28 protein-coding genes and 2 pseudogenes are annotated in these 20919 nt (G+C 66.5%); 14 read left to right on the forward strand and 16 right to left on the reverse strand.

Annotated features, from left to right (window positions below; genetic code table 11):
• Positions 1–47: 47 nt before the first annotated feature.
• A pseudogene (locus ABT061_RS16285) lies at positions 48–128 on the forward strand (phosphotyrosine protein phosphatase); the annotation flags it as partial.
• Positions 129–358: 230 nt separating this feature from the next.
• Here the strand turns inward: ABT061_RS16285 and ABT061_RS16290 are convergent.
• Positions 359–553 carry an arsenic resistance protein gene (locus tag ABT061_RS16290; RefSeq protein WP_350917551.1) on the reverse strand — a complete coding sequence of 65 codons (195 nt, stop codon included), beginning with the start codon at positions 551–553 and terminating at the stop codon, positions 359–361.
• A gap of 51 nt (positions 554–604) precedes the next feature.
• Positions 605–1054 carry a sensor histidine kinase gene (locus tag ABT061_RS16295; protein ID WP_350917554.1) on the reverse strand — a complete coding sequence of 150 codons (450 nt, stop codon included), beginning with the start codon at positions 1052–1054 and terminating at the stop codon, positions 605–607.
• 542 nt (positions 1055–1596) lie between these two features.
• On the opposite strand from ABT061_RS16295, the gene ABT061_RS16300 reads away from it, so the two are divergent.
• A complete protein-coding gene (locus ABT061_RS16300; RefSeq protein WP_350917557.1) occupies positions 1597–2004 on the forward strand; it encodes an alpha/beta hydrolase in 408 nt (135 codons plus the stop codon).
• Between the two features lie 581 nt (positions 2005–2585).
• Here ABT061_RS16300 and ABT061_RS16305 read toward each other — a convergent pair.
• The 3 genes from ABT061_RS16305 to ABT061_RS16315 all read right to left on the reverse strand — a co-directional run bounded on the left by ABT061_RS16305 (position 2586) and on the right by ABT061_RS16315 (position 3429).
• Complete coding sequence (locus tag ABT061_RS16305) at positions 2586–2882, reverse strand: hypothetical protein (RefSeq protein ID WP_350917560.1); 297 nt, start codon at positions 2880–2882, stop codon at positions 2586–2588.
• Positions 2882–3043 (reverse strand): hypothetical protein, encoded by a 162-nt coding sequence (locus ABT061_RS16310; RefSeq protein ID WP_350917563.1) that lies wholly within the window; start codon positions 3041–3043, stop codon positions 2882–2884. The genes ABT061_RS16305 and ABT061_RS16310 overlap by 1 nt, the downstream gene beginning before the upstream one ends.
• 248 nt (positions 3044–3291) lie before the next feature.
• A complete protein-coding gene (locus ABT061_RS16315; RefSeq protein WP_350917566.1) occupies positions 3292–3429 on the reverse strand; it encodes a hypothetical protein in 138 nt (45 codons plus the stop codon).
• 73 nt (positions 3430–3502) lie between these two features.
• On the opposite strand from ABT061_RS16315, the gene ABT061_RS16320 reads away from it, so the two are divergent.
• Both ABT061_RS16320 and ABT061_RS16325 read left to right on the forward strand, forming a co-directional pair.
• Positions 3503–3988, forward strand: coding sequence for an alpha/beta hydrolase (locus ABT061_RS16320; protein WP_350917569.1), 486 nt, complete (start codon positions 3503–3505; stop codon positions 3986–3988).
• Between the two features lie 124 nt (positions 3989–4112).
• Entirely contained in the window at positions 4113–4595 is a 483-nt protein-coding gene (locus tag ABT061_RS16325) for a hypothetical protein (protein ID WP_350917572.1), read from the forward strand.
• A 196-nt stretch (positions 4596–4791) separates the two neighbouring features.
• Here ABT061_RS16325 and ABT061_RS16330 read toward each other — a convergent pair whose 3' ends face one another.
• Complete coding sequence (locus tag ABT061_RS16330) at positions 4792–5028, reverse strand: hypothetical protein (RefSeq protein ID WP_350917575.1); 237 nt, start codon at positions 5026–5028, stop codon at positions 4792–4794.
• Positions 5025–5471, reverse strand: coding sequence for an ATP-binding protein (locus tag ABT061_RS16335; RefSeq protein WP_350917578.1), 447 nt, complete (start codon positions 5469–5471; stop codon positions 5025–5027). Before ABT061_RS16335 ends, ABT061_RS16330 begins: the two co-directional genes overlap by 4 nt.
• 417 nt (positions 5472–5888) lie before the next feature.
• Here ABT061_RS16335 and ABT061_RS16340 point away from each other — a divergent pair, with 417 nt between their 5' ends.
• Entirely contained in the window at positions 5889–6731 is an 843-nt protein-coding gene (locus ABT061_RS16340) for a helix-turn-helix domain-containing protein (RefSeq protein ID WP_350917581.1), read from the forward strand.
• A 9-nt stretch (positions 6732–6740) separates the two neighbouring features.
• On the forward strand, positions 6741–6944 hold the full coding sequence (locus ABT061_RS16345; RefSeq protein ID WP_350917584.1) for a DUF397 domain-containing protein: 204 nt from the start codon (positions 6741–6743) through the stop codon (positions 6942–6944).
• 10 nt (positions 6945–6954) lie between these two features.
• Here the strand turns inward: ABT061_RS16345 and ABT061_RS16350 are convergent, their stop codons facing one another.
• The 5 genes from ABT061_RS16350 to ABT061_RS16370 form a co-directional block, all read right to left on the reverse strand.
• The gene (locus ABT061_RS16350) at positions 6955–7575 is read right to left on the reverse strand and encodes a 5-methylcytosine restriction system specificity protein McrC (protein WP_350917587.1); all 621 of its coding nucleotides are present in this window, start codon (positions 7573–7575) and stop codon (positions 6955–6957) included.
• 246 nt (positions 7576–7821) lie between these two features.
• Positions 7822–9006, reverse strand: coding sequence for a serine hydrolase domain-containing protein (locus ABT061_RS16355; protein ID WP_350917590.1), 1185 nt, complete (start codon positions 9004–9006; stop codon positions 7822–7824).
• A 40-nt stretch (positions 9007–9046) separates the two neighbouring features.
• The gene (locus tag ABT061_RS16360; RefSeq protein ID WP_350917593.1) at positions 9047–9424 is read right to left on the reverse strand and encodes a hypothetical protein; all 378 of its coding nucleotides are present in this window, start codon (positions 9422–9424) and stop codon (positions 9047–9049) included.
• 333 nt (positions 9425–9757) lie between these two features.
• Positions 9758–10078, reverse strand: a complete 321-nt coding sequence (locus tag ABT061_RS16365) for a lamin tail domain-containing protein (protein WP_350917838.1) — start codon at positions 10076–10078, stop codon at positions 9758–9760.
• Between the two features lie 202 nt (positions 10079–10280).
• Entirely contained in the window at positions 10281–10568 is a 288-nt protein-coding gene (locus tag ABT061_RS16370) for an MmyB family transcriptional regulator (protein WP_350917596.1), read from the reverse strand.
• 7 nt (positions 10569–10575) lie between these two features.
• Between ABT061_RS16370 and ABT061_RS16375 the strand changes: the two genes are divergently transcribed.
• From ABT061_RS16375 to ABT061_RS16390, 4 genes are all read left to right on the forward strand, one after another.
• Positions 10576–11199 carry a hypothetical protein gene (locus tag ABT061_RS16375; RefSeq protein WP_350917599.1) on the forward strand — a complete coding sequence of 208 codons (624 nt, stop codon included), beginning with the start codon at positions 10576–10578 and terminating at the stop codon, positions 11197–11199.
• 318 nt (positions 11200–11517) lie between these two features.
• A complete protein-coding gene (locus ABT061_RS16380) occupies positions 11518–11709 on the forward strand; it encodes a hypothetical protein (protein ID WP_350917601.1) in 192 nt (63 codons plus the stop codon).
• Positions 11710–11712: 3 nt separating this feature from the next.
• Complete coding sequence (locus ABT061_RS16385) at positions 11713–12819, forward strand: sensor histidine kinase (protein WP_350917604.1); 1107 nt, start codon at positions 11713–11715, stop codon at positions 12817–12819.
• Positions 12816–13448, forward strand: a complete 633-nt coding sequence (locus ABT061_RS16390) for a response regulator (protein WP_350917607.1) — start codon at positions 12816–12818, stop codon at positions 13446–13448. Before ABT061_RS16385 ends, ABT061_RS16390 begins: the two co-directional genes overlap by 4 nt.
• A 32-nt stretch (positions 13449–13480) precedes the next feature.
• Here the strand turns inward: ABT061_RS16390 and ABT061_RS16395 are convergent, their stop codons facing one another.
• Positions 13481–14305, reverse strand: a complete 825-nt coding sequence (locus tag ABT061_RS16395; RefSeq protein ID WP_350917610.1) for a helix-turn-helix transcriptional regulator — start codon at positions 14303–14305, stop codon at positions 13481–13483.
• 101 nt (positions 14306–14406) lie between these two features.
• Here ABT061_RS16395 and ABT061_RS16400 point away from each other — a divergent pair, with 101 nt between their 5' ends.
• Together ABT061_RS16400 and ABT061_RS16405 are read left to right on the forward strand one after the other, a co-directional pair.
• Positions 14407–15129 (forward strand): SDR family oxidoreductase, encoded by a 723-nt coding sequence (locus tag ABT061_RS16400; protein ID WP_350917613.1) that lies wholly within the window; start codon positions 14407–14409, stop codon positions 15127–15129.
• A gap of 8 nt (positions 15130–15137) precedes the next feature.
• Complete coding sequence (locus ABT061_RS16405) at positions 15138–15506, forward strand: hypothetical protein (RefSeq protein ID WP_350917616.1); 369 nt, start codon at positions 15138–15140, stop codon at positions 15504–15506.
• Positions 15507–15655: 149 nt separating this feature from the next.
• On the opposite strand, the gene ABT061_RS16410 is transcribed toward ABT061_RS16405, so the two are convergent.
• The 3 genes from ABT061_RS16410 to ABT061_RS16420 form a co-directional block, all read right to left on the reverse strand.
• A complete protein-coding gene (locus ABT061_RS16410; RefSeq protein WP_350917619.1) occupies positions 15656–17740 on the reverse strand; it encodes a prolyl oligopeptidase family serine peptidase in 2085 nt (694 codons plus the stop codon).
• A gap of 939 nt (positions 17741–18679) precedes the next feature.
• Complete coding sequence (locus ABT061_RS16415) at positions 18680–19006, reverse strand: branched-chain amino acid transporter permease (RefSeq protein ID WP_350917622.1); 327 nt, start codon at positions 19004–19006, stop codon at positions 18680–18682.
• Between the two features lie 6 nt (positions 19007–19012).
• On the reverse strand, positions 19013–19771 hold the full coding sequence (locus ABT061_RS16420) for an AzlC family ABC transporter permease (protein ID WP_350917625.1): 759 nt from the start codon (positions 19769–19771) through the stop codon (positions 19013–19015).
• Positions 19772–19833: 62 nt separating this feature from the next.
• On the opposite strand from ABT061_RS16420, the gene ABT061_RS16425 reads away from it, so the two are divergent.
• A complete protein-coding gene (locus ABT061_RS16425; protein ID WP_350917628.1) occupies positions 19834–20289 on the forward strand; it encodes an Lrp/AsnC family transcriptional regulator in 456 nt (151 codons plus the stop codon).
• Positions 20290–20347: 58 nt separating this feature from the next.
• Positions 20348–20889, forward strand: a pseudogene (locus ABT061_RS16430) (IS5 family transposase); the annotation flags it as partial.
• Positions 20890–20919 lie beyond the last annotated feature (30 nt).

The following is a 20919-nucleotide window of genomic DNA, read 5'->3' on the forward strand; positions in this document are numbered from 1 at the left end:
GTTCGGTGCGAGCCGACGGGCTCGGGTGTGGTGTCAGGAAATGACCGGGCTGCGGCGATGCCTGCCCGATCTTCCCCGGCAAACGCTACCTGGACTGGCAGCTGACCGACCCGGCCGGCCAGGGCCTGGCCGGAGGTGACGCCGAAGGTGGCGATCGCGACCGCGATGGCGAGTTCGAAGTTGTTGCCCGCCGCGGTGAACGCCAGCGTCGCGGTGCGCGCATATCCCAGACCGACCAGGTGGCCCAGGGCGAAGGCGCCGACCCACATGAGCGCGAAGTAGACCAGCAGCGGCAGCGCGATCCGCGCGACGTCGAGCGGTTTGGAGGTGATCGCGTCGCCTTGCAGGGCGAACAGGATCACGATGGTGAACAGCAGCCCCACAGCGCCACCGGGCCGATCTTCGGCAGGAAACGGGTCTCATACCAGGTGCGGCCCTTGGTCTTCTCCCCCAGGCGGCGGGTGAGGTACCCGGCTGCCAGCGGGATTCCGAGGAAGATGAGCACGGAGCGGGCCGAGCTCATCGGGCAGTCGGGGGACGTGACGGGAGCCATACGGGAGTACGACAGGATCGAGAAGCTCTACAGCCGCGTCCACGGCCCCCGTCACCCGCTGACCCTGGCCATCCTCAACGCGGGGATCCGCTGGACGTTCGCCAAGAAGTGAGCCGAGAAGCGAACGGACATCCGCCGTACGTCAGGAGAGGCGCCGCCACGGCCGTCGTTGGAGATCGTCACGATCACCTCCCCCTCCCCCGCTCGCAGATCGACTGTGATCGTACGGGCTCCGGCATGCTTGTCCGCGTTGGTGATGGCCTCCCTGGCCACGAAGTAGACGGCCGTCTCGATCTCCGGCGCGAGCCGGTCGGAGAGCGCGTGGCGGACGGTCGCCGGTACGGCGGAGCGCTCCGCCACCTCCGTCAGCGCGGCCCGCAGCCCCAGCGTGTCGAGGATGGTGGGGTAGACCTGCCACGCCACGCTGCGCAGTTCGTCGAGGAGCAGCCGGGATTCCGCGTACGCCTCGTCGATCAGGGCGGAATCGGCGGTGTGCCGCACCCGTCCCAACCGCGCCGCTGCACCGGCCCGCGACGGCCTCACCGGCGAAGCCCTGCGCCCGGCACCGCATCCTTAACTCAGATATCCACAGATCCTGGCGCCAAGATCAGGAGCGGATGAACCGTGGGCCGGATATCGGTTCGCCGATACCCGGCAGGTAGCGCACAGCGAGAATGGTGCTCGCTTATTAACAATGGACCAGCAAGTGTATTCATGATGAGATGCATCGGTGACGTCCTCCGATATGACCTCTACCGCGAAATACGCAATCGAGGAATATCGCAGAGTGGCCGAGCTTGCGCAGGCCAACGCACCCGCGCTGAACAGGGCGTCCCAGGTGATGCAGGCCAACACCTGGGTGGGTGGCGGAGCGTCCTATTTCACCAAAGAACTGTTCTCCCACCGCGTACGACTTCAGCAGGCGTTCCAGACGGCGCTGGACGAGATCTCCGCTGTCCGGTCTCACGGAGAAGGCCGGGTGGGCCGTGTTCTCCGGAGAGGGGCGCGCGGGGTTGGAGGTGGCCAGAGAGCGGGTTTCCCTCATGCTGAAGAGGGTCCAGGAGGTGAGAGCGGCCCTCGCCAAGGGAGGCCAGAACGGTTTCCCCCCGGCGCTGCTGCTCTCCTTCGACGCGGTGAACGCCCACGGCCGCGCGGTGGTGTCGTACGGCGACCCCGACAGGGCACACAACATCACCACCTATGTGCCGGGATTCACCACCCAGGTCGAGGTCGGCAGCGCCGACTTCGACCGCGCCCTATTCACCTGGAGCGCAGCAAACAGGTTGGCCGATGGGGGGCGGACGGCCTCGATCGCGTGGCCAGGGCGCGCAGCGCGAGGGCGTAGGACTTTGCGGTGTCGGCGTTGCCGATCCCGGCCAGGAACCCGGCGCTGGCCTCTCCGAGTGTCGGTGCCTGCCGCTGCACGGCGATCCGGTGGACCACTCCCATGACCGCCTCCGGCTCTATCGCAGATAACCAGTGCGCCTGACGCCCGGGGACGGAGGTGTTTCTCCAGGACGGCACCGACATTACCGCAGATAATCATCAAGTATCTGCGGCCAACTCTCATCAGGAGAAGCTGGTGAGTAGCCATCTCGCGCTGACCTGCCCGGACGGGGATTAGCGCACGATCCGGCTCCGATGTTCCTCAGACCCCTACGCCAGGAGCACGAGGCCCGCGCGGAAGCGGCCGGAGCCTCAGGATGAGGCGGCGCGGCGATTCGTCGTCCACCGCGGCGGGCGCCGGCGAGCGACGAAACCCCGGGCACCCCGGCGGACGAAGCGGCCGAGGGGCCTCTCGCCCCGGGCGTGCAGCGTGGCCGACGCTTGCCGCCGGTCAAGTCCTGCGCCTCCTCGCTGCGCTCGTCGGCTCCGGACTGGACAGTTGGCCGCGCGCCGGCCCGGCACGCCGTAAGGGACGAGACGGGGACCGGGTGGGGAGAGGAAAGCAGAGGCTCAGGGACACTGAACCCGCCGGGATTCGCGGCGCAAGTTAGTAGATAAGACCGCCTTACGGGCCGGCGCAGCAAGTTCAGCGTTGCCAGGGATGCTCGTCGAGCCGGTCAAGGATGCCGTTCACCCCCGCGACGGCATCCGACAGCTGCCGGCGGACCTGAGCGGTCCACGGCGTCACGTCGGCCCAGTGCTCGGCGGCCGGGTCGATCCACTCGTGCCGGTCCTCGAAGTCGGCGTCCCCGAACAGCAGGGGCCGCCATTCGGTGGAGGCCGCGGCCTGGCCGGGCCGGGCGTACTGGTCGGGCCAGGATCGCCTCGGTGCGCGAGGCCACGTGCCTGGAGATGGTGCGGGGCGCCCCGCACCATCGACCATCAGACGGTGGCGTCGCTGCTGCAGATGCCAGGTGGGTCCTCATGCGTCACGAAACGGTCAGGAATCTGGCCGCCACTGATCCCGAACAAGGCACTTTCATCCAGCTCGGTGCCGACAGGGCTGATGTCATTGATTTCTGTGCGGGGAGCCTTTTTCACCATGTTCCTTCCTGCTGGTTGCGGAATACGCGGACCGTTCTGAAACCGGGCGTGTCCTTTCGCGACGTGCACCGGTCTCCAGCCCGTTCCACCGGCGCCCACGGGACGCGGGCGCCGACGATGACTCTAGAAAACAGCGCTAGGAAACAGCTTGTAAATCGATTGGAGCCTCGCCTAGGAACGGCCGCCCGTATGCGGCGGAGTCGAAGTCACCGAAGGAGAGGCCGTCTCCGCCGATGACCGGCTCGACTTCAAGCCCGATCCGCTGACCTGTACTGCGGGGTGACCGCCTGGCGCCAGGTCCCGATGCCGCAGGCCTGCGGGCAGGCGGAGGCCCTGCCGTCGGTCACCGCGCTGCCACGTCCTCGCAGCGCGAGCCGAAGCACCACCAGAAGGCTGTATCTAAGTAGCGAATGCAAGCGCAGCAGGCTAGAGGCTACTTGGCGGCTGGGGACACGTTCGGTGGCCACGGACGGGGCAGCCGCCAAGGGCGCCCGAGAACTGGCCTCCTTCACCGACGGACTGCACGCCACCCACGACCTCGCCGTTCCGGCTCGTCTGACCATGGTCGGCCACAGCTACGGCTCGCTCACCACTGGCAAGGCCGCCACGCTGCGTCCTCCCGGCACGTTCGCCGATGACCTGGTGTTCGTCGGCAGCCCCGGCGTCGGCACATCGCAGGCCGCCGAACTGGGAGCGGGCAGGGATCACGTGTGGGTCGGGGCCAGCGACAATGACCCCGTCGCCAAACTCGGGCGCTTCGGCGGAGATCCGGGCTCCCTCGAATTCGGCGCCACCCGCTTCCGCGCCGGCGAGGGTGGCCACTCCGACTACTGGATGGACCGTTCGGATTCTCTACGTAACATCAGCCGCATCGTCACTGGAAATTCCGACGAAGTCGAGAAAATGTTCGCCCCCTTTCTTCGATCATCAGATTTATCTCCGTAAGTGGATAGGTCGCGAAAAATCGCGCGAGGCACAAATCGGGTGAGCTGCCGAGCAGCCACGTGAACTGCGAGAGGAACTCATGGCACGGCGATTACGTGTACTCGCGGCGCTTACCGCATTGGCGATGATCGGCTGGCTCAGCGGCTGCGCGAAGGAGTCGACGGTGAATGACGGTCCGAATATTTCTGAGGCTCAGGCCCTCGCCCGTGTGGAGGAACTCATCCGCACGGCCCTCACCGGAGTCACACCGACTCCTGGCCTGGACCTTGACCCCACGAGTCTCGCCGATCACCCATGCATCCCAAATGACGGGAACATTCTCACCGAGGATATCTACGTCATTAGAGTCTACTATCTGACAGGGATCCCCAAAGAGCGCCTTGTCCAGGAAGTTCGAAAGATTCAGGCAAACTGGGAGAAGGCGGGGCATAAAATTACAAATACATACGCGTTCGACCAAGGAAAGCTCCAATTGTCCGGCAGGACCGGTGACGACTTTCGCCTTGCTCTCGATACAGTCGACCGGAACTCCACCTTGCAAATTTTGTTCTCGGTGGGCTCGCCGTGCTTTCATCCGGACAAACCTTCCTCCACAGCCTCCCCCTGACCCACCGAACTCATTTCCCCTGCTCGCACGGCTCACCAACCAAACGCCACCGAGCCATACCGACCAGCAGGCGAAAAGCGATAAACACCCCAGGTCAATACGGGGAGAACGGGAAGGGATACGCCACACAGCGGCCATGACCCAGCATGACCGCTCGACACCGGACGGGGAGGGCCGCCCGGTACGGTGATCGCGGTCAGCCGAGGTGCCGCTCGTGGTCGCCCGGTGGGCAGGACGGGTTGCACAGCACGTCGACCCAGATGTCGGCGACCGGCGCGGTGATCTGCTCGACGGTCTCGGCCGAGATCGTGTCGTCGGTGACGTCGGCCCAGATCAGGCGTACCGCGGCGGCCAGCGTGACAATGCGGGTGCCGCACCCCGCGCAGAGGCGCACCCCGTCGGGCAACTCCAGGATGGGCAGCGAACCGCTCACCGGGATCTCCACTCCGCGCAGATGAACCAGACGGTCTTGCCGTCCGCCGGCTTGCCCTCCGACGCCGGTACGACACCCCAGCGATCGGCGTAGGCCGTGACGATCGCCAGCCCGCGACCGTGCTCCTCGTCCGGACCGGCCGGGACCGGGTTCGGCCACCCGGCGCTGTGGTCGGTGACCTCCCCACGGACGACCCGCCCGTACTGGAACAGGGCGAGGGTGATCGGCGCCTTCCCGTGCAGGATCGCGTTGCTCACCAACTCGGACACCACCATGGTCACGTTCTCCGCCACGGCGGACATGTCCCAGGCGGCGAGGACCTCACGCGCGAGGCCGCGCGCCTTACCGACCGCTTCGGGATCGGCGGGCAGCTCCCAGCTTGCCTCCCGCGTTTTGTTGTCAGCCCTTATGGGATGTGGAGGGACAGCGTTAGGGTTCTTCATAGATCAGGGGACTCCGATTTCTTGATCCAGTCCTCGGGCCGGTGGTTGCGTCACCAGGCCCGAGGACGCCGGGGATTACCTTCGCTCACTGTGATCGAAATGAGCGCATTGCGATAAGCGGCACAGCGAGCACTCCTGGTCACGTGCCAAATAGAGCCGTGAGCGCTTCTACCGTCAGCCCGGATCGTGATCAGGCGTACAGCGAGGTCTCTGTACTTTCTTGATCTCCATGAACAACGTGCCACGCATGCACATGGTCGACACGCTTCTCTACGAGCCATGCATGATCATTCACGAGCGACCACCATCACACAGTGTTATGAGTGCTATCTTCATCGTGACTGATCACATAGATATTTTCAAGGCGATAGTTTCAATGCGAGACTATGTCCCATTTGCAATACAAAGGGGGAAATAATGGCGAGTCCTACTGTTCGCCGACGCCGGCTCTCCGCCGAACTCATTCGTCTACGTGAGCAAGCCGGACTCAGCGTCGAAGAAGCGGGGCGCCGGCTGGAGTGGTCACGTGGTCGCCTCAACAAGATGGAGGCCAACAAGTGGACCAGGCCTGATCTGGGAAACATCCGGGCGCTTCTGGATCTCTACTCAGTGACGGATCGATCGCAACGTGAGGCCATCCTGACACTGGCCCGCCAGTCGAGAGAGAAGGGCTGGTGGGCCAACTACCAGGACATCTGGCGTGGTTCCCTGGCAGGGTTCGAAGCAGAAGCATCCCTGATCAACACGTATGAGGATCTTCGCGTTCCGGGACTGCTCCAGACCGAGGACTACGCCACAGCAATGTTCAAAGGTGGCCAAGTGATGGAAAGTCCGCAAATTAGTCGCCGTGTGGAGGCACGGCTGGCAAGACAAACCATCCTGCGCGACAGAACACGTCCTACCTTGTGGGCAGTGATCGACGAAGCCGCGCTGACCAAAACCGTAGGCGGCCCATCAGTGATGCGGCAACAATTGCGGCACATCATCGAAATAAGCGCCAAACCAAATATCTACGTGCAAATCCTTCCCGACTCTGCCGGGGCCCACGCTGCAATGGACGGTGCATTCACCATCTTAAATTTCAGGGACCAGGGTGATCCGAGCATCGTCTACATCGAAACTGCAACAAGTGACCTTTACCTGGAGTCTCCTGAAGAGATTGAGCGTTATAAGCTCATCTTCGACCTCATACGGTCATCTGCGCTCAGTCCAGAATCATCTGTGGCGCGTCTGACCGACTTGATCGATCGACTGAACTGAGAGGCGATCATGAACACTCCCCAGCCCTACCCCCTGACCTGGCGAAAGAGCTCATTTTCCGGTTCGGGTGACAACTGTGTCGAGGTCGCGGCACTCCCCGGTGGGGGCCAGGCCGTACGGGACTCCAAAGACCCCGACGGACCCGTCCTGAAGTTCACCCCGGGCGAGTGGTCCGCGTTCGTCAGCGGTGTCAGGAACGGCGAGTTCGGCTGACGGGCACCGGCTATACGGGCATGACCGTGACCAGCCGCCGGGCCAGAGTTTTCACCTTGGTGAGCAACCCGGCCGGTGGCTGGTTGAGTTCGAGGGCGTGTTGGTGGATGGTGATGCGGGCGTGCCGGACGCGGTGGGCGGTGTGTGGGGCATTTCCCTTGGCGTAGATGAGGTGGCCTTCTGACAAGCCGAGCGCCGTGCAGTAAGCGAGCATCTGGTAGAGGTCGGCGTCCGGGAAGCCCTCGGGTTTCTCCGCCTTGTATTTGGCGTCGGCCACGGCGAGTGGGGTGCCATCGTCGGCGTACCAGACGAGGTCGGGGACCATCCGGATCGCCTGACGTTCGTCGAGGTGATGGGTGGCCTGAAGTGCGCAGTGGCCGCCGATGTCGGCGAGGGCCTCGCGGAGCGCGACGGTGACAAAGTCCTCGAAGACCCGGGCCATGTCGAAGAGGAAGCCGTTCACGGTGACATCGCCGGGCCGGTGCTCGACGGAGGCACCGCGCAGCACGAGTTCGGCCAGCCGCAGCGCGTTCTGGTAGCGGGCGTTGAGCCGGGTGGGCCGCCAGGTGGGCAGGTTGTCATAGCTTCGCCAGAGACCGAAGAGCAGAGTATTGCCTACGAGGAAGCACAAGAAGTGTTTAATCGTTTGTCGGCTGAAGTCCACCCGTTGGAGGACGTCGAGGCAGTCGGAACTCGCGCCGTCACGCTTGTACGACACATGTAGCTCAATGTGACGCCCAGCAGGAGCGTCATCACGACCGGTCTCACCAAGGCACGCCAGGAGAACCCGCTGGGACGCTGGAAAGTCATCATGACCCCAGGGCGTACCAGCCCCGCTGACAGCCGTGCCCGTCCGCTGCCGATACGTCGAAGGTTCTTACCGAGCCTGAGCCTTCATCGCGCCCCGCACCGCGTCAAGGAGGTTGGCGGCTCTGTGGTCCGGCACTCCTTCCTGAAGGTGGTTCATGACATAGCCGAACGCCAGGCCGGTCGCCGGGTCGGCGAAGCCGAGCGATCCGCCCAGGCCGGGAAACCCGAAGGCGGTCGGGCTGTACCAGAACGCGTCGGGTGTCGGCAGGCCGAAACCGGTGCCGATCCGGACGGGTACCCGCAGGATGCGGTCGATACCACTGACCTGTTCCGCGGTCGCCGTGGCCAAGGTGCCGGGAGCGAGAATGCGATGCCCGTCGACTTCGCCGATGAGCGCGGCGTAGAAGCGGGCCAGTGCGCGAGCCGTGCAGATGCCGTTGGTCGAGGGCATCTCAGCGGACTGTTCGTCGGGGTCGTTGTGGTCCAGTGGCGGCGTGACGACGGTCATCGACCGCACGGTCAGCGACGTCGGATCAGCATAGGCCGCCATCATCTCGCGCGCGGGTTCGGGAAGGGCGTCCAGGTCGATCCCGGCCAGTGCCTCGACGTCGGGCACGGCGGCGATGATCCGGCTGACCCGATGCCGCTCGGCTTCCGGCAGCCCGATCCACAGGTCCAGGCCGAGCGGTGCGGCGATCTCTTCGGTGAGGAACGCCCCGAGGCTGCGGCCGGTCACCCGGCGGACGACCTCCCCGACCAGCCAGCCGTAGGTGAGCCCGTGGTAGCCGTGCTCGGTGCCCGGTTCCCAGGAGGGGCGCTGGGCGGCCAGTGCGGTCACCATCGGGTCCCAGGCGATCGCCTCCGCCGGGGTGATCGGGTGGTCGATCACCGGCAGTCCGGCCTGGTGGGTGAGCAGCCAGCGGACCGGGATGCGGCCTTTCCCGTTCGCCGCGAACTCCGGCCAGTACTCGGCGACGGGTGCGTCGAGGTCCAGTTCGCCGCGCTGGGACAGCAGGTGCGCGCAGGCGGCGGTGACGGCCTTGGTGGTGGAATACACGACCTGCAGGGTGTCGCGCTCCCAGCGGCGGCCGGTCTCGGGGTCGGCGATTCCGCCCCACAGGTCGACGACCTTCCGACCGTGCAGGTAGACGCCGACCGCGGCGCCCACTTCCTGGTCGCCGGCCAGATTGGCCGCGAACGCCTCACGTACCTCTTCGAATCCCGGTGCGGTCTCCCCGCCGATTTCGGGCATGCGTCATCAACTTCCGTGCGGGGTCTGTTGCCGGGAAGTGCTAGCCGCGCCATTTCTCGATGAGCCAGGCGCAGATCTCCGGCTCGGTCATCTCGGGAAACTCTTCGGTGAACGTGACGAGTGCGCGCATCGCCTCGTCTCGGTCCAGGCCGCGCACCGCCGCCGCCCTGAGGTACTCCTGCCGCGCGGCGGAAGGACGGCCTCCACCTGCACCGCGACCCGGTAGGCCTTCGCGCCACCGCACTATTTCTTCCAGCCGCTCAGCGCGCCAGCCGGGAGCTCCGTCGACCTCGACATCGGGCTCGGGAAACGGGTGACTCGAATCGTTCGGATAGCGGGAGCGCCACTTGTGCACCGCGTGCCGACTCACCCCCAGCGCCTCGCCGATGCCGAGGACACCAAGGAAGTGCTCGGTCATGGTGCACCAACTTGTCTGTCCGGCCTCCTCCGTGGGTCTCATTACTACCACGCCCGAGATGGGGTTCCTGCGTCGACAGGACGCGAAAAACATCGTCTCAGATAGAGACGATGTTAGCGCGGGCATCGAACCTCGTCTACAACGAAGACGAGGTTATCTCTGGAGAAAACAGGGGCGAGCCGGGCGCTCCGCATCTCTTCAGCCAGCAGAAGGAGGAGTGATCACAAGTAACGTCGAGCTTTCGGGTTCAGTCGTCGACCATGGGTCCCGCCACCAACCCTTCCTGCGCCCCCGGCGGCGTCTGCCGGGGGCCGTTTGGAGGTCCGGCCGAGGTCAGCAGATCTTGTAGCCGTGCCGCGTCGAGCTGTACGAGCAGGAGTCCACCAGCGTGCCGGACGCGTTCCGCAGGTACGCGGTGTCCTTGTCCTGGTTCCAGATGTAGGCGAAGGTTCCCCCGCTCCTGCCCCAGTAGAGGGTGGTGGCGGTGTTCTTACTCTTGCCGGTCCGCACGGTGACCGTCTTCCCGGCTCCGAGGGTAAACGTGCCGAATGTGTGGACGTGATCCGGCCGTTTCGTCTTGTCGCGGAGGGTCCAGCCCTTGAGGCTGACGGCCTTCTTGGTCATGTTCTTGATCTGCGCGTACTCGCCGTTCAGGCTGCTGTTCGAGCTTGCCGGACAGGGGTTTCATCGCAGGTCAGGGGCGGACGAGTCGGCCTGTGGGCCGGGTTCTTATTCCGTGCTCCCAGATCTGCGCCTCGCTCAGCGATCTGTTCCCTGACCTGTGAGAACGCTGCCGTCCTCTGCCGCTGTTCCGCACCGTCCTGCCCCGACCTTTCACGGACGCGTCCGCGGCGCCTCAGAAATGCTGCAGTCCGGTCACCCGTAGCATGTCGAGCGCCGTGGCCTCGGGGGTTCCCGGCTTGGCCGAGTACACGAGCACGGTCTGGTCGCTGTCCGGAAGCAGGAGGGTGTCACAGTCGAACGTGATGGTCCTCAGCTCGGGATGGGCGATGCTCTTGGTCGCGGTACGCCATGGGGAGGACCGTCCCTCCCGCCACAGCTCGTCGAACCGCGGGCTGCCACGACGCAGTGAGGAAGCGGGGAACCCGTCGAGAAAGCCCCACGTCTCAACAGTTGTGATCAACCAAGCGATGGCAACAGTACTGGTGATCGGATCGCTGCTGGGCGGAACCGGCGTGGCCCGCGCGGGCGCCGCCGAGATCCCCAAGGGGTTCCTGCTGACCGAGCCCGCAGCGACCGCGGGACCGATCGTGGAGGACGAGGAGTGGTGGAAGATCAGCAACAGTCTGTCCCGGCAGTTCGAACTCAATCCCTGTGGCACGAAGGGGAAACCCCGCGACGGCCGGGCCGCGATGCGTACCATCACATACTCGAACAGCGCTCCCTCCGGGAGCAGCGAACAGCTCGTGCTGTACAGGAGCACCAGGTCCGCCCAGGCCGCGTTCCGTAAGCTTCGGGCGGACCTGGCCAGGTGCCCGAGGCGGGCAACGGCGAAGGGTGACACCGGCTCCGGGTTCGGCTACGTCGGCAAGCCGTTGCGAGTCGGAGACGAGGCCCTGTCTGTCTCAGGTCACTTGTACAAGCAGGGGAAGCGTGAGCGTGAGCCCGCCGAGCTGGGGATCGTCGCCCGCCGGGGCGCCGCGCTGTTCTTCTACACCGACATCGGCAACGGCCTGGGAGCGGGCAAGAAAATCGTCAACCAGGCGAAGAAGATGACGAAGAAGGTGTGTGACCTGCCTGGAGTGTGCGGGTAAGTCGCCCGTTTCGGGAAAAGACCCATGTACCCCTCGCCGGTGTCGAGCAGTACCGGCAGGGGGCGCCGTATGCCGCCGTGTGGCCCATGAGCCACCCGAGTCGACCGGCTCGGCGCCCGAAACCGGCGCGGTGGGCGGCATGCGGGGCGTTTCCCTTGGCGTAGCCGAGGTGGCCTTCTGACAAGCCGAGCGACGACCACGTGCGCGCCCGGGTAGTCGCCAGGTGGGCGACACGGCTACCGGCTACGTCGAGCTCCACCCCGCTCTCCACCCTTCGAGGGTGCCGCTCCACCCCACCCGATCCCTACCTTCCCAGGCATGGACAAACGCTCTGGACGGTCGGGCCTCTGGCTCGACCTGCTGCACCGGCTCCTGGACGCCAATGGGGGAAAGATGAACGGCAAGCTCCTGCTCGCGATCGTGGTCGTGGCGCTGCTGGTGGTCGTCGGCTTCGTGGCCTTCCGGCTTATCCTGGTGGACATGATTTTGACCCTGAAGGACTCGCGCTAAGCGATGCGGGAGGTGTGGGGTCGGGTCGTGCGGCTGCTGGCGGCCGATGACCCCGAAACCGGCCGCCTGGTCAGGCTGTTGATGAGCCTGGTCTTCGCCTGGTCGCTCGCGACCGCCTCGCCCGATCGCGCCCCCGCGCTGGTGTGGTCGGCGCTCGGCGCGTCCATGGCGTGCTGGCTGGCCTTCGTCCTGCTCGACGGCCGCTTTCCGCGCGTGGCCGTGGCCCTGCTCGCGGCCGGTTCGGCGATCGCCGCGTCGGTGTCAGGATCGGCCGAGGCGGCGCCCACGGTGTTGCTGTTCGCGACACTGCTGCTGTTCGCGGCGCACATGACGCCGAGCATGGGAGCGATCGTCGCGGTCACCGTGGCCGACCTGACGCTCATGGTCGGCAGCATGCTGTGGTGGGAGCAGCCTCGACCGGCGATCGTGGTCCGCGGGGCGGTCATGATGTGCACCGTGCTCTTCGCGTTGCACCGGCGCCACTACCGCCGGGCCCAGCAGGACCGGGCCAGGGCCATGGCGCTCGACGAGCGGGCTCGCATCGCCAGAGAGCTCCACGACGTGCTCGCGCACTCCCTCGGCGCCCTGGGGGTGCAGTTGGAGGTCGCCGAGGCCGTACTCACCGAGCGAGGCGACGTGGAGGGAGCGGTGACGCGCATCCGCAGGTCGCGAGCTCTGGCCAGGGAGGGGCTGGTCCAGGCGCGCTCGGCGGTGGCGGCCCTGCGCGAGGACGTGCCGCCGCTGCCCGACGCGCTGAGCCTGCTGGTCGCCGAGCATCGCAGGGACCACGACGTGCCCGCCGAACTGCGCACGACGGGCACGCGGCGGCCGATCACCCCGGCGGCGGAGGTCTGCCTGCTGCGTACGGCACGCGAGGCGCTGACCAACGCCGCCAAGCATGCCCCGGGCGAGCCGGTCAGGGTCGAGCTCGGCTACGGCGAGGGCACCATCCGGCTGGTGGTGCGCAACCCGTGCGCGGCCGGACAGGCGGCGGCGTCATCCGGGCACGGCCTGCAGGGCATGGGTGAGCGGCTGGCGCTCGCGGGCGGGGCTCTGAACGCCGGACCGGCGGGTGGTCTGTGGGAGGTACGGGCGGAGGTGCCGGAGTGAGGGTTCTGGTCGTGGACGACCAGCAGCTCATGCGCGAGGGCCTGGTGGCGCTGCTGGACCTGGTCGACGACGTGGAGGTGGTGGGCGACGCCGGGAACGGCGAAGAGGCCCTGAGCCTGGTGGCCGAGCTGCGTCCCGACGTCGTGCTCATGGACCTGCGCATGCCCGTGATGGACGGCGTCGAGGCCACGCGGCGGATCGCCCGCCATTACCCGGAGGTGGTCGTCGTGGTGCTGACCACCTACGACGACGACCGGTCCGTGGACTCCGCCCTGCTGGCCGGGGCCTGTGGCTACCTCACCAAGGACGCCGGACGCGCCGAGATCGCCGCCGCCCTGCGCTCCGCCGCCGCCGGGCAGTCGACGTTCTCGGCCGCGGTGTCCCGTCGGCTGGTCGACGCGCTGTCTCGCGCCGCACCACCGCCGGTCACGGCCTGCCCCGACGGGCTGACCGTGCGGGAGGTCGAGGTGCTGCGGCTCGTCGCCGGGGGTCTGAGCAACGCGGAGATCGGCTCGGCCCTCTTCATCGCGGAAACGACCGTCAAGACACACATCAACAACGCCTTCGCCAAGATCGGCGTCCGCAATCGCACGGAGGCCGCCGCCTACGCGCGCGACAAGCTGCACTAGCCTCGGTCTTTCGTGAACGCGTCCGCGGCGCCTCAGAAATGCTGCAGCCCGGTCACCCGTAGCATGTCGAGCGCCGTGGCCTCGGGGGTTCCCGGCTCGGCCGAGTACACGAGCACGGTCTGGTCGCTGTCCGGAAGCAGGAGGGTGTCGCAGTCGAGCGTGATCGTACCCAGCTCGGGATGGGCGATGCTCTTGGTCGCGGTACGCCATGGGGAGGACCGTCCCTCCCGCCACAGCTCGTCGAACCGCGGGCTGCCACGACGCAGTCCTGTGATCATTCGCGCCAGTTCGGGGTCGTTGGGGTAACGGGCCTGGGCGGCACGGAGCGTGCCGACCGAGGCGCGAGCGGCCGCGTCATCCTCGCCGACCTGGCAGCGACTACTACCGAGAAAACGTTGCCAGATGAGGTTCCGCTGCCGCTGCGGCCACGCGGACATGTCGCCCTGAAGCGCCGCCGCAAGGGGATTCCAGGCCAGTACGTCGCCCTTGGCCGACAGCACCAGCACGGGCAGATCCGCCATGCGGTCCAGCAGCCGGAGCACGCTCGGCCGTATGACCGTCGCGATGCGTCCGGCCTGAGGCGGCTCGTGACCGGCGAGCCGGAACACCAGGTCGCGGTCATCGTCGTCGAGCCGCAGCGCCTGGGCCAACGCGGCGATGACCTGGCTCGAAGGCCGCGGCCCGCGCCCCTGTTCAAGCCGGACCACGTAGTCGACGCTCAGACTCGCGAGCATGGCCACTTCCTCCCGGCGCAGGCCCGGCACCTGGCGGCGAGTGCCCGACGGCAGCCCGACGTCCTGCGGTCGCACCCGGGCCCGGGCCGTGCGGAGTACTTCGGCGAGTTCGGCTCGGTCCACTCCTCGATGATGCCGCACGGACCGCGCGGCCGGGTGGTACCGCGGGTCCCATGCCTCAGCGGTCCTGGCGTGCCCGGACGCGCGCACCGACGATCGACCCCATGACGGACGTGAAGACGGTGGCGCTGGTCACCGGAGCGAACAAGGGACTGGGCCGGGAGACCGTACGCCGCCTGGCCGGGAGAGAGTGGCTGGTCCTGCTGGCCGCCCGGGACCGGGAACGCGGCATGCACGCCGCGGACACGCTGGCGGGTGAAGGGCTCGATGTCGAGTTCGTCGAGCTCGACGTGACCTCGGACGAGTCCGTGGCGGCGGCCGTGAAGGCCGTCTCCGGCCGCGTGGATCACCTGGATGTGCTGGTCAACAACGCCGGAGTCGGTGGCCCGTTGCTGGATCCGGCCGACATGGGCGCCGACGCGCTACGGGAGCTGTACGAGGTCAACGTGTTCGGTCAGGTACGGGTCACACACGCGTTCCTGCCGTTGCTTCGGAAGTCGGAACAGCCCCGCATCGTCATGGTGTCCAGCGGTCTCGCCTCGCTGACACACGCCGGCGACCCCACCCGCCCCGAGTCCGGCTTCCTGGCCCTGGACTACGCCTCGTCGAAGGCGGCGCTCAACATGATCGTGTCCCAGTACGCCCGAGCGCTGCCCGGGTTCAAGGTCAACGCCGCTGATCCGGGCAACCCCGCCACCGACATGAACCATCACACGGGTGTCCACACCGTCGCCGAGGGGGCCGATGCGATCATCAGGTTGGCCACTTTGGACCCTGACGGGCCCAGCGGAGGCTTCTTCGACCGTAACGGCCCCGTCCCCTGGTAGGAACGAAGATGGCAACGATTCTGACGATCGGGCTACATCCGAACGCGATCGACTACACCCGGCATCCAGGCCTCGATGAGGCGACGCTCACCGCACGGATCGAGCGGGGCGACGCGGCTCTGCGGGCGGCGGGTTTCGACGCGGTGTCGTGCCTGATCGGTACCGACCCGGACGCGGCGGAGAGGACCATCCGTGAACGGTTGTCCGAGGGCACCTTCGACCTGGCCATGATCGGAGGTGGTGTGCGGATGGCACCCGAGCACACCCTCCTGTTCGAACGGCTGATCAACGTGCTGGTGGCGACGGCACCCGGGATCCGGTTCTGCTTCAACACCTCACCGGAAACGACGATCGACGCCATTGGCCGTTGGGTGTAGCCGTTCGCCGATGCCCGGCGTTCGTCAGCGGGGACCGGCGCGACAGCCGGGCCCCACGCTGACCAGGAAGCGAAGACAACCCTCAGCCGACCGCACGAAGATCACGAAAGATCGAGGCTGATTCCCGTGGTCATGGTCAGGCCCCGTTCTCAGTGTGCTTCTGTGGCAGTCTCGTGAGGACGCGTGGTTGTTTCTTTCGGTGACAGACCGGTGTGTTTTCCGGCGAAGGCCAGGATGTCCGCGGTCAGGGCGCGTTCTTTGCTCGCGGGAGAGGCGGCGTGGGCGGTGTCGGGTTCTCGACGCATGAGGATCGGCCGGTCACTGCTGGTGGCGTGTTGGAGGGCCGCACACATTTTGGTGACGTGGGCCTCTCCGGTCTGCAGGTCGGTTACCGCGCCGGTGAGGAGGAATGCGGGATAGGGGGCTCCGGGCGTGATGTTGTGGTACGGGGAGTATGTGAGTAGCCATTGGAGTTGTTCGGGTTGGGAGGCGGTACCGAATTCGTCGGTCCATGTGCATCCCAGGCCGAAGTGTTCGTAGCGCACCATGTCACATAGCGGGCCTTCGGCGATGACCGCGGCGTACAGGTCCGGTCGCTGGGTGGCGGCGGCGGTGACCAGTAGCCCACCGGCGGATTGGCCAAAGATCGCCAGTTGGTCGCGGGTGGTCCGACCGGTGTCGATGAGCCAGGTCGCGGCGTCGTTGAAGTCGCTGATCGCGCGGTGTTTGTGTGGTCCACGGCCGGCGTCGTGCCAGCGTTGGCCTTCTTCGCCGCCTCCGCGTACACAGGCGACCGCGTAGGTGCCGCCGACGCTGACCCATGCGGCCGCCATGGGGAAGAACCATGAGCGCATCGGCATGCCGAAGCTGCCGTAGCCGTAAAGGAGGGTGGGGCGGGGGCCCTGATGCTCCTCGGCCGGGGTGAACAGGAGCAGCGTGATCTCGGTGCCGTCGCCGGCGTGATAACGCACGCTGTGGCTGCGGATTCCTGGAGTGTGTCCGGCTATTGCGGCGCCGGTCTCTTGTTCCGTCTTCCCGCTGGCTGCGTCGTGGCGATAGATGGTGGGGGGTGTGGTCGCGTCGCAGTAGCTGAACCACGCGTGATGTCCGTGTGGGATGTTCGTGCGCAGGGATGACACGACGCCCGCGCCGGGAAGGGGCAGATCGGTGAGCAGCCGGCCACTGGCCAGGTCGTGCAGTGTCAGGGTGGAGGTGCCGTGGCGGGCGCGCGCCACCAGCAGGAGGGGCTGCGGAAGTGCCGGGCCGTCCAGGACCAGACACTCGTCCAAGGGGGCTTGGGGATCTTCGGCTACCAGCGCGCGCCATGCGGCCGGGTCGGTATCGTGCCGGCGCGCCGTACAGATGCGGCCACACGGAGCCTGGTAGTCGGTGACCAGCAGCAGATCGTTGTCCGCGAGGAAGCGTGGGAGAACACGGGCGCGTATGGTGCGTCCATCCACGATCCTGATGAAATGCGGGGCTTCCGGATCGGTGAGCTCGGCCACGTACACATCGTTGTGCGAGGCGGGCCCGACCATCGCAGTGATCGCCAGATGACGGCCGTCGGCGCTGACCGTGAGCCCGTAATAGTGCTCTGGGGCATCGTCACCGCCGAACACCACCGTGTCGGCCCGCCAGGACGACCCGATCCGATGCAGCCTCACCCGCCGCTGCAAACGCATGTCGCCGGGTGCCAGTTCCTCATCGGGAACACGGCTGACGTAGTAGAACGCATCCCCTCCCGGCAGCCAGGCGAGCGAGGTGTTACGGGCGCGTGGCAACGGCCCGTCCACCGTCTCCCCGGTACGCACGTCCAGCACCATGATGTCGCTGCCGGGCTGCTCGGCGACCTCCATTTGGACAGCCACACGTTCGCCCTCGCGCGATGGCCACCAGGCATACAGCCCGGTACGGCCGGACGGATCGATCTCTGCCGGATCGACCAGCACCCGCCTGTTCCCCTCAGCGTCAACGACGAGCAGGCGCCGTTGCTCATCCCCACGGAGTTGCTCGGCAAGGAACATGACCGGACCGCGCACCATCGGAGGCTCGGACACGCCGAAGGATGACATCTGGTCCACCAAGGACGCCCACGATTGCTTCTCACGCCATCCGGCGCGATACGCGCGGAAGAGACGATCCTGGGCCGCGGCCCAGTCCCGCACGCGCGCGTCATTGCCGTCTTCCAACCATCGGTAGGGATCGGAAACCGGGAATCCGAACAGATCCTCCACCACATCGCTGCGCCAAACGGCAGGGTAAGACAATCGCGCCACAAACGCCCCCCGATGCATCGCCCTGCCCGCAATTAGGTCGAGGCACTGCGGTTTTGACACACCGCAGTACCTCGGCTCATTCAGCTACGACTGACCGCGAAGAATGTCCGCCTGCCAGCCGCGTACGCCCCCAATGCGGGTAGTCGGAGTGGAATCACGATACGGTAGGTATCCATTCATGTCAGCCTCCCGGATTCGTTGATTCGCCCGGAATGAGCGATTACGACGAGAAGTATCCCCGCACCCGGGATCGATAAACACAGGCATCGCTCTCGACGGTGAGCGCCAATCCTCCCTGGATCCTCGGCACGTACGTCGGCCATATTGGCTATCCTCCTGCTAAAATTTCATGCAAGAGAAAAAGACATACCGGAATGCCACCTCTATATCGATCTAGCGCAACAGCAATGCGGAGCCTTTCGAGATAGATCCCAGGGCTGACGACGTTCTCAAATCGTGAGACCGAGAGCGATCAACGGGTTGCCGAAACCATCGCGGGCCCAGCGGGTTCCCTCAGTGATGCCGGTGATGCCGGTGAAGACGAACTTCGCCGCCGGCTCACCCATCCGCAGCCGGACCGGTTACCCAACCAAGGTTGCGTGACGGGCCGCTAGCGAAACTCGGCCGCCAAACGAACGCCCAGGACAACCAGCACAAGCCCGGATACCTGCTCCAGCCGATGCCGGACCCGCGGCCGACTGAAGAACCGTCGCGCCGCCCCCACCAGCCACACGACTCCCAGATACCAGGCCAGATCGATCAGGTGCCTGCTACCCGACTGAACCTGGAGCCGCGCGCCCTGGCCGGCTGATGTACGTGATGCCAATTCATTGTCACGTACATCAGCGATCAGCCTCCCGGATGAGCAGATGCGCCGGGTATGCACGCGATGGGTCGTCAGGTCTGCCAGAGGGTCGACAGCACCACGTGCAAGGCGGTCGCGCCCAGGACGCTGATCACGGCGTTGCGGGTTTTCAGGTGCAGCCCGATCGCGGTGGCCAGGGCCACCGCGGTGGGCACGACGGCCGACCAGGTGGGGCGGACCTCGCGCAGGGTGTACAGGGCGAGGATCAACATGATGCCGGTGGGCATCTGCAGGGCGAGGTAGCCCAGGACGGCCGAGCGGCGCAGCGGAGTCAGGACGGCGAACGGCAGGGCGCGCAGACCCCAGGTGACGGCGGCGCTGACGGCCACGGCGGCGGCCAGGTAGTGCGGGCTGGGCACGGGTTTTCACCTTTCCCCGGCTGAGACGGCCGCGGCGGGCACGGGGCGGGTGTGATCGTCGGGCGCACGGGAGGCGGTGTGGCGGTCCACGGCGTAGCGGATCAGCAGGCCTGCGGTGAACAGGGCCATCGCGACCGGCAGCACCTGCCCAGGAGTCAAGAGCGCGGCGACGGCGAAGCCGGCCGCGGCCAGCAGGGGAGCGGGCAGATCCCGCTGGGTGCGCCAGGCGTCGATCGTCAAGACCACGAACAGGGCGGTCAGGGCGAAGTCCAGGCCGTGCAGGGTGAGCGGGATCAGGGATCCGGCGAGCGCGCCGAGGGTGGCCCCACCGACCCAGTAGCCCTGGCACAGCACCTGCATCCACAGAATGCGGGCGCTGCTCCAGGAGCGGGCGCGATCGCCGGTGGTCATGGCGTAGGCCTCGTCGGTGAGCGCGAAGGTGGCGTAGATGCGGCCTAGCGGCCGGACCTGCGACAGCGGGAAGGACAGGGCGTAGAAGACGTGCCGGAGGTTCACCAGCAGCGCAGTCACCGCGATCTGCCCCAGCGGTGTCACCGAGGCGACCAGGCCCAGCAGCAGGAACTCCAGCGACCCGGCGTAGACCACGGCGGTGAACACCGTGGCCCACCACCAGCTCAGCCCGGTGTGCACCACCAGGACGCCGAAGCTGATCCCGAGAGGGAACAGGCTGAGCCCCACCGAGGCGGTGTCGGCCGCTGCCGCCGCGAAGTCCCGCGACCCGCCCCTCGCTCGCATTGCACTCATGAAAGCAATTTTAGTGCGTATAGCGCATAATATGGTTTCAAAAACCATCAGGAGTAAAGTATATGAGCAATATTATTAGCCTTGATCACATTGATCGTGAAATATTATTTCACCTTGCTCGGGACGGCCGGCTGTCGAACGTGGAGCTGGCCGGCCGGGTGGGGCTGACTCCCCCGCCGTGCCTGCGCCGGGTCAAGCGCCTGGAGGACGCCGGCGTGATCGCCGGATACCGGGCGCAGATCTCCCCAGCGGCCCTGGGCCGTTCCCTGGAAGTGGTCATCTCGGTGGAGATCGCGGTCAACGACCTGCAGACCGTGGAGGACTTCGAATCCCGGGTCGCGGCACTGGAGGAGGTCATGGAGTTCCGGCGCATGTTCGGCCGCCCGGACTACTACATCAGGGTGGCGGTCGCCGACCCGATCGCCTACGAGGAGTTCCTCAGCCGGCAGATCCTGCCGCTGCCCGCGGTCTCCCGGGTCGACTCCCACATCACCATGAAACGCATCAAAGGGGTCTAGCCCACATGCGCCCAAAACCCACATCCGATCTCGATGTACCGGATGACGCACCCGGATCCTGCTCGATGAGCTCGGCGCGCGAGGCGAGCTGGACTGGTCGCGGTGCGCAATCGACTCGGTCAGCGTGCGCGCCATGAAAGGGGGGAGCTGACAGGTCCGAATCCTGTCGATCGCGGCAAGAACGGGTCGAAGATCCATCTCATCACCGAACGGGCCGGAGTGCCCATTTCTGTCGCGATCAGCGCCGCCAACACCCACGACAGCCTGGCGTTGGAGCCGCTGGTACGGTCAATCCCGCCGATCCGTTCCCGCCGCGGGCCACGACGACGGCGTCCCGGCAAGCTCCATGGGGACAAGGGCTACGACTATCCCCACCTGCGAGCCTTCCTGCGTGGACGCGGTATCGTCCCGCGTATCGCCCGCCGGGGGATCGAGTCCAGCCAGCGCCTGGGACGTCACCGCTGGGTGGTGGAGCGCACCGTCTCCTGGCTGGCCGGCTGCCGCCGTTTACACCGGCGCTACGAGCGCCGGGCCGACCACTTCGCGTCCTTCGTTGCCCTCGCTGCGGCCCTCATTTGCTACCGCCGACTCGCCAAATGAGTCACTGTCTTATTCCGGTGGACAGGCTGA

The sequence above is a fragment of the Streptosporangium sp. NPDC002544 genome (assembly GCF_040295965.1).
Lineage (GTDB): Bacteria > Actinomycetota > Actinomycetes > Streptosporangiales > Streptosporangiaceae > Streptosporangium.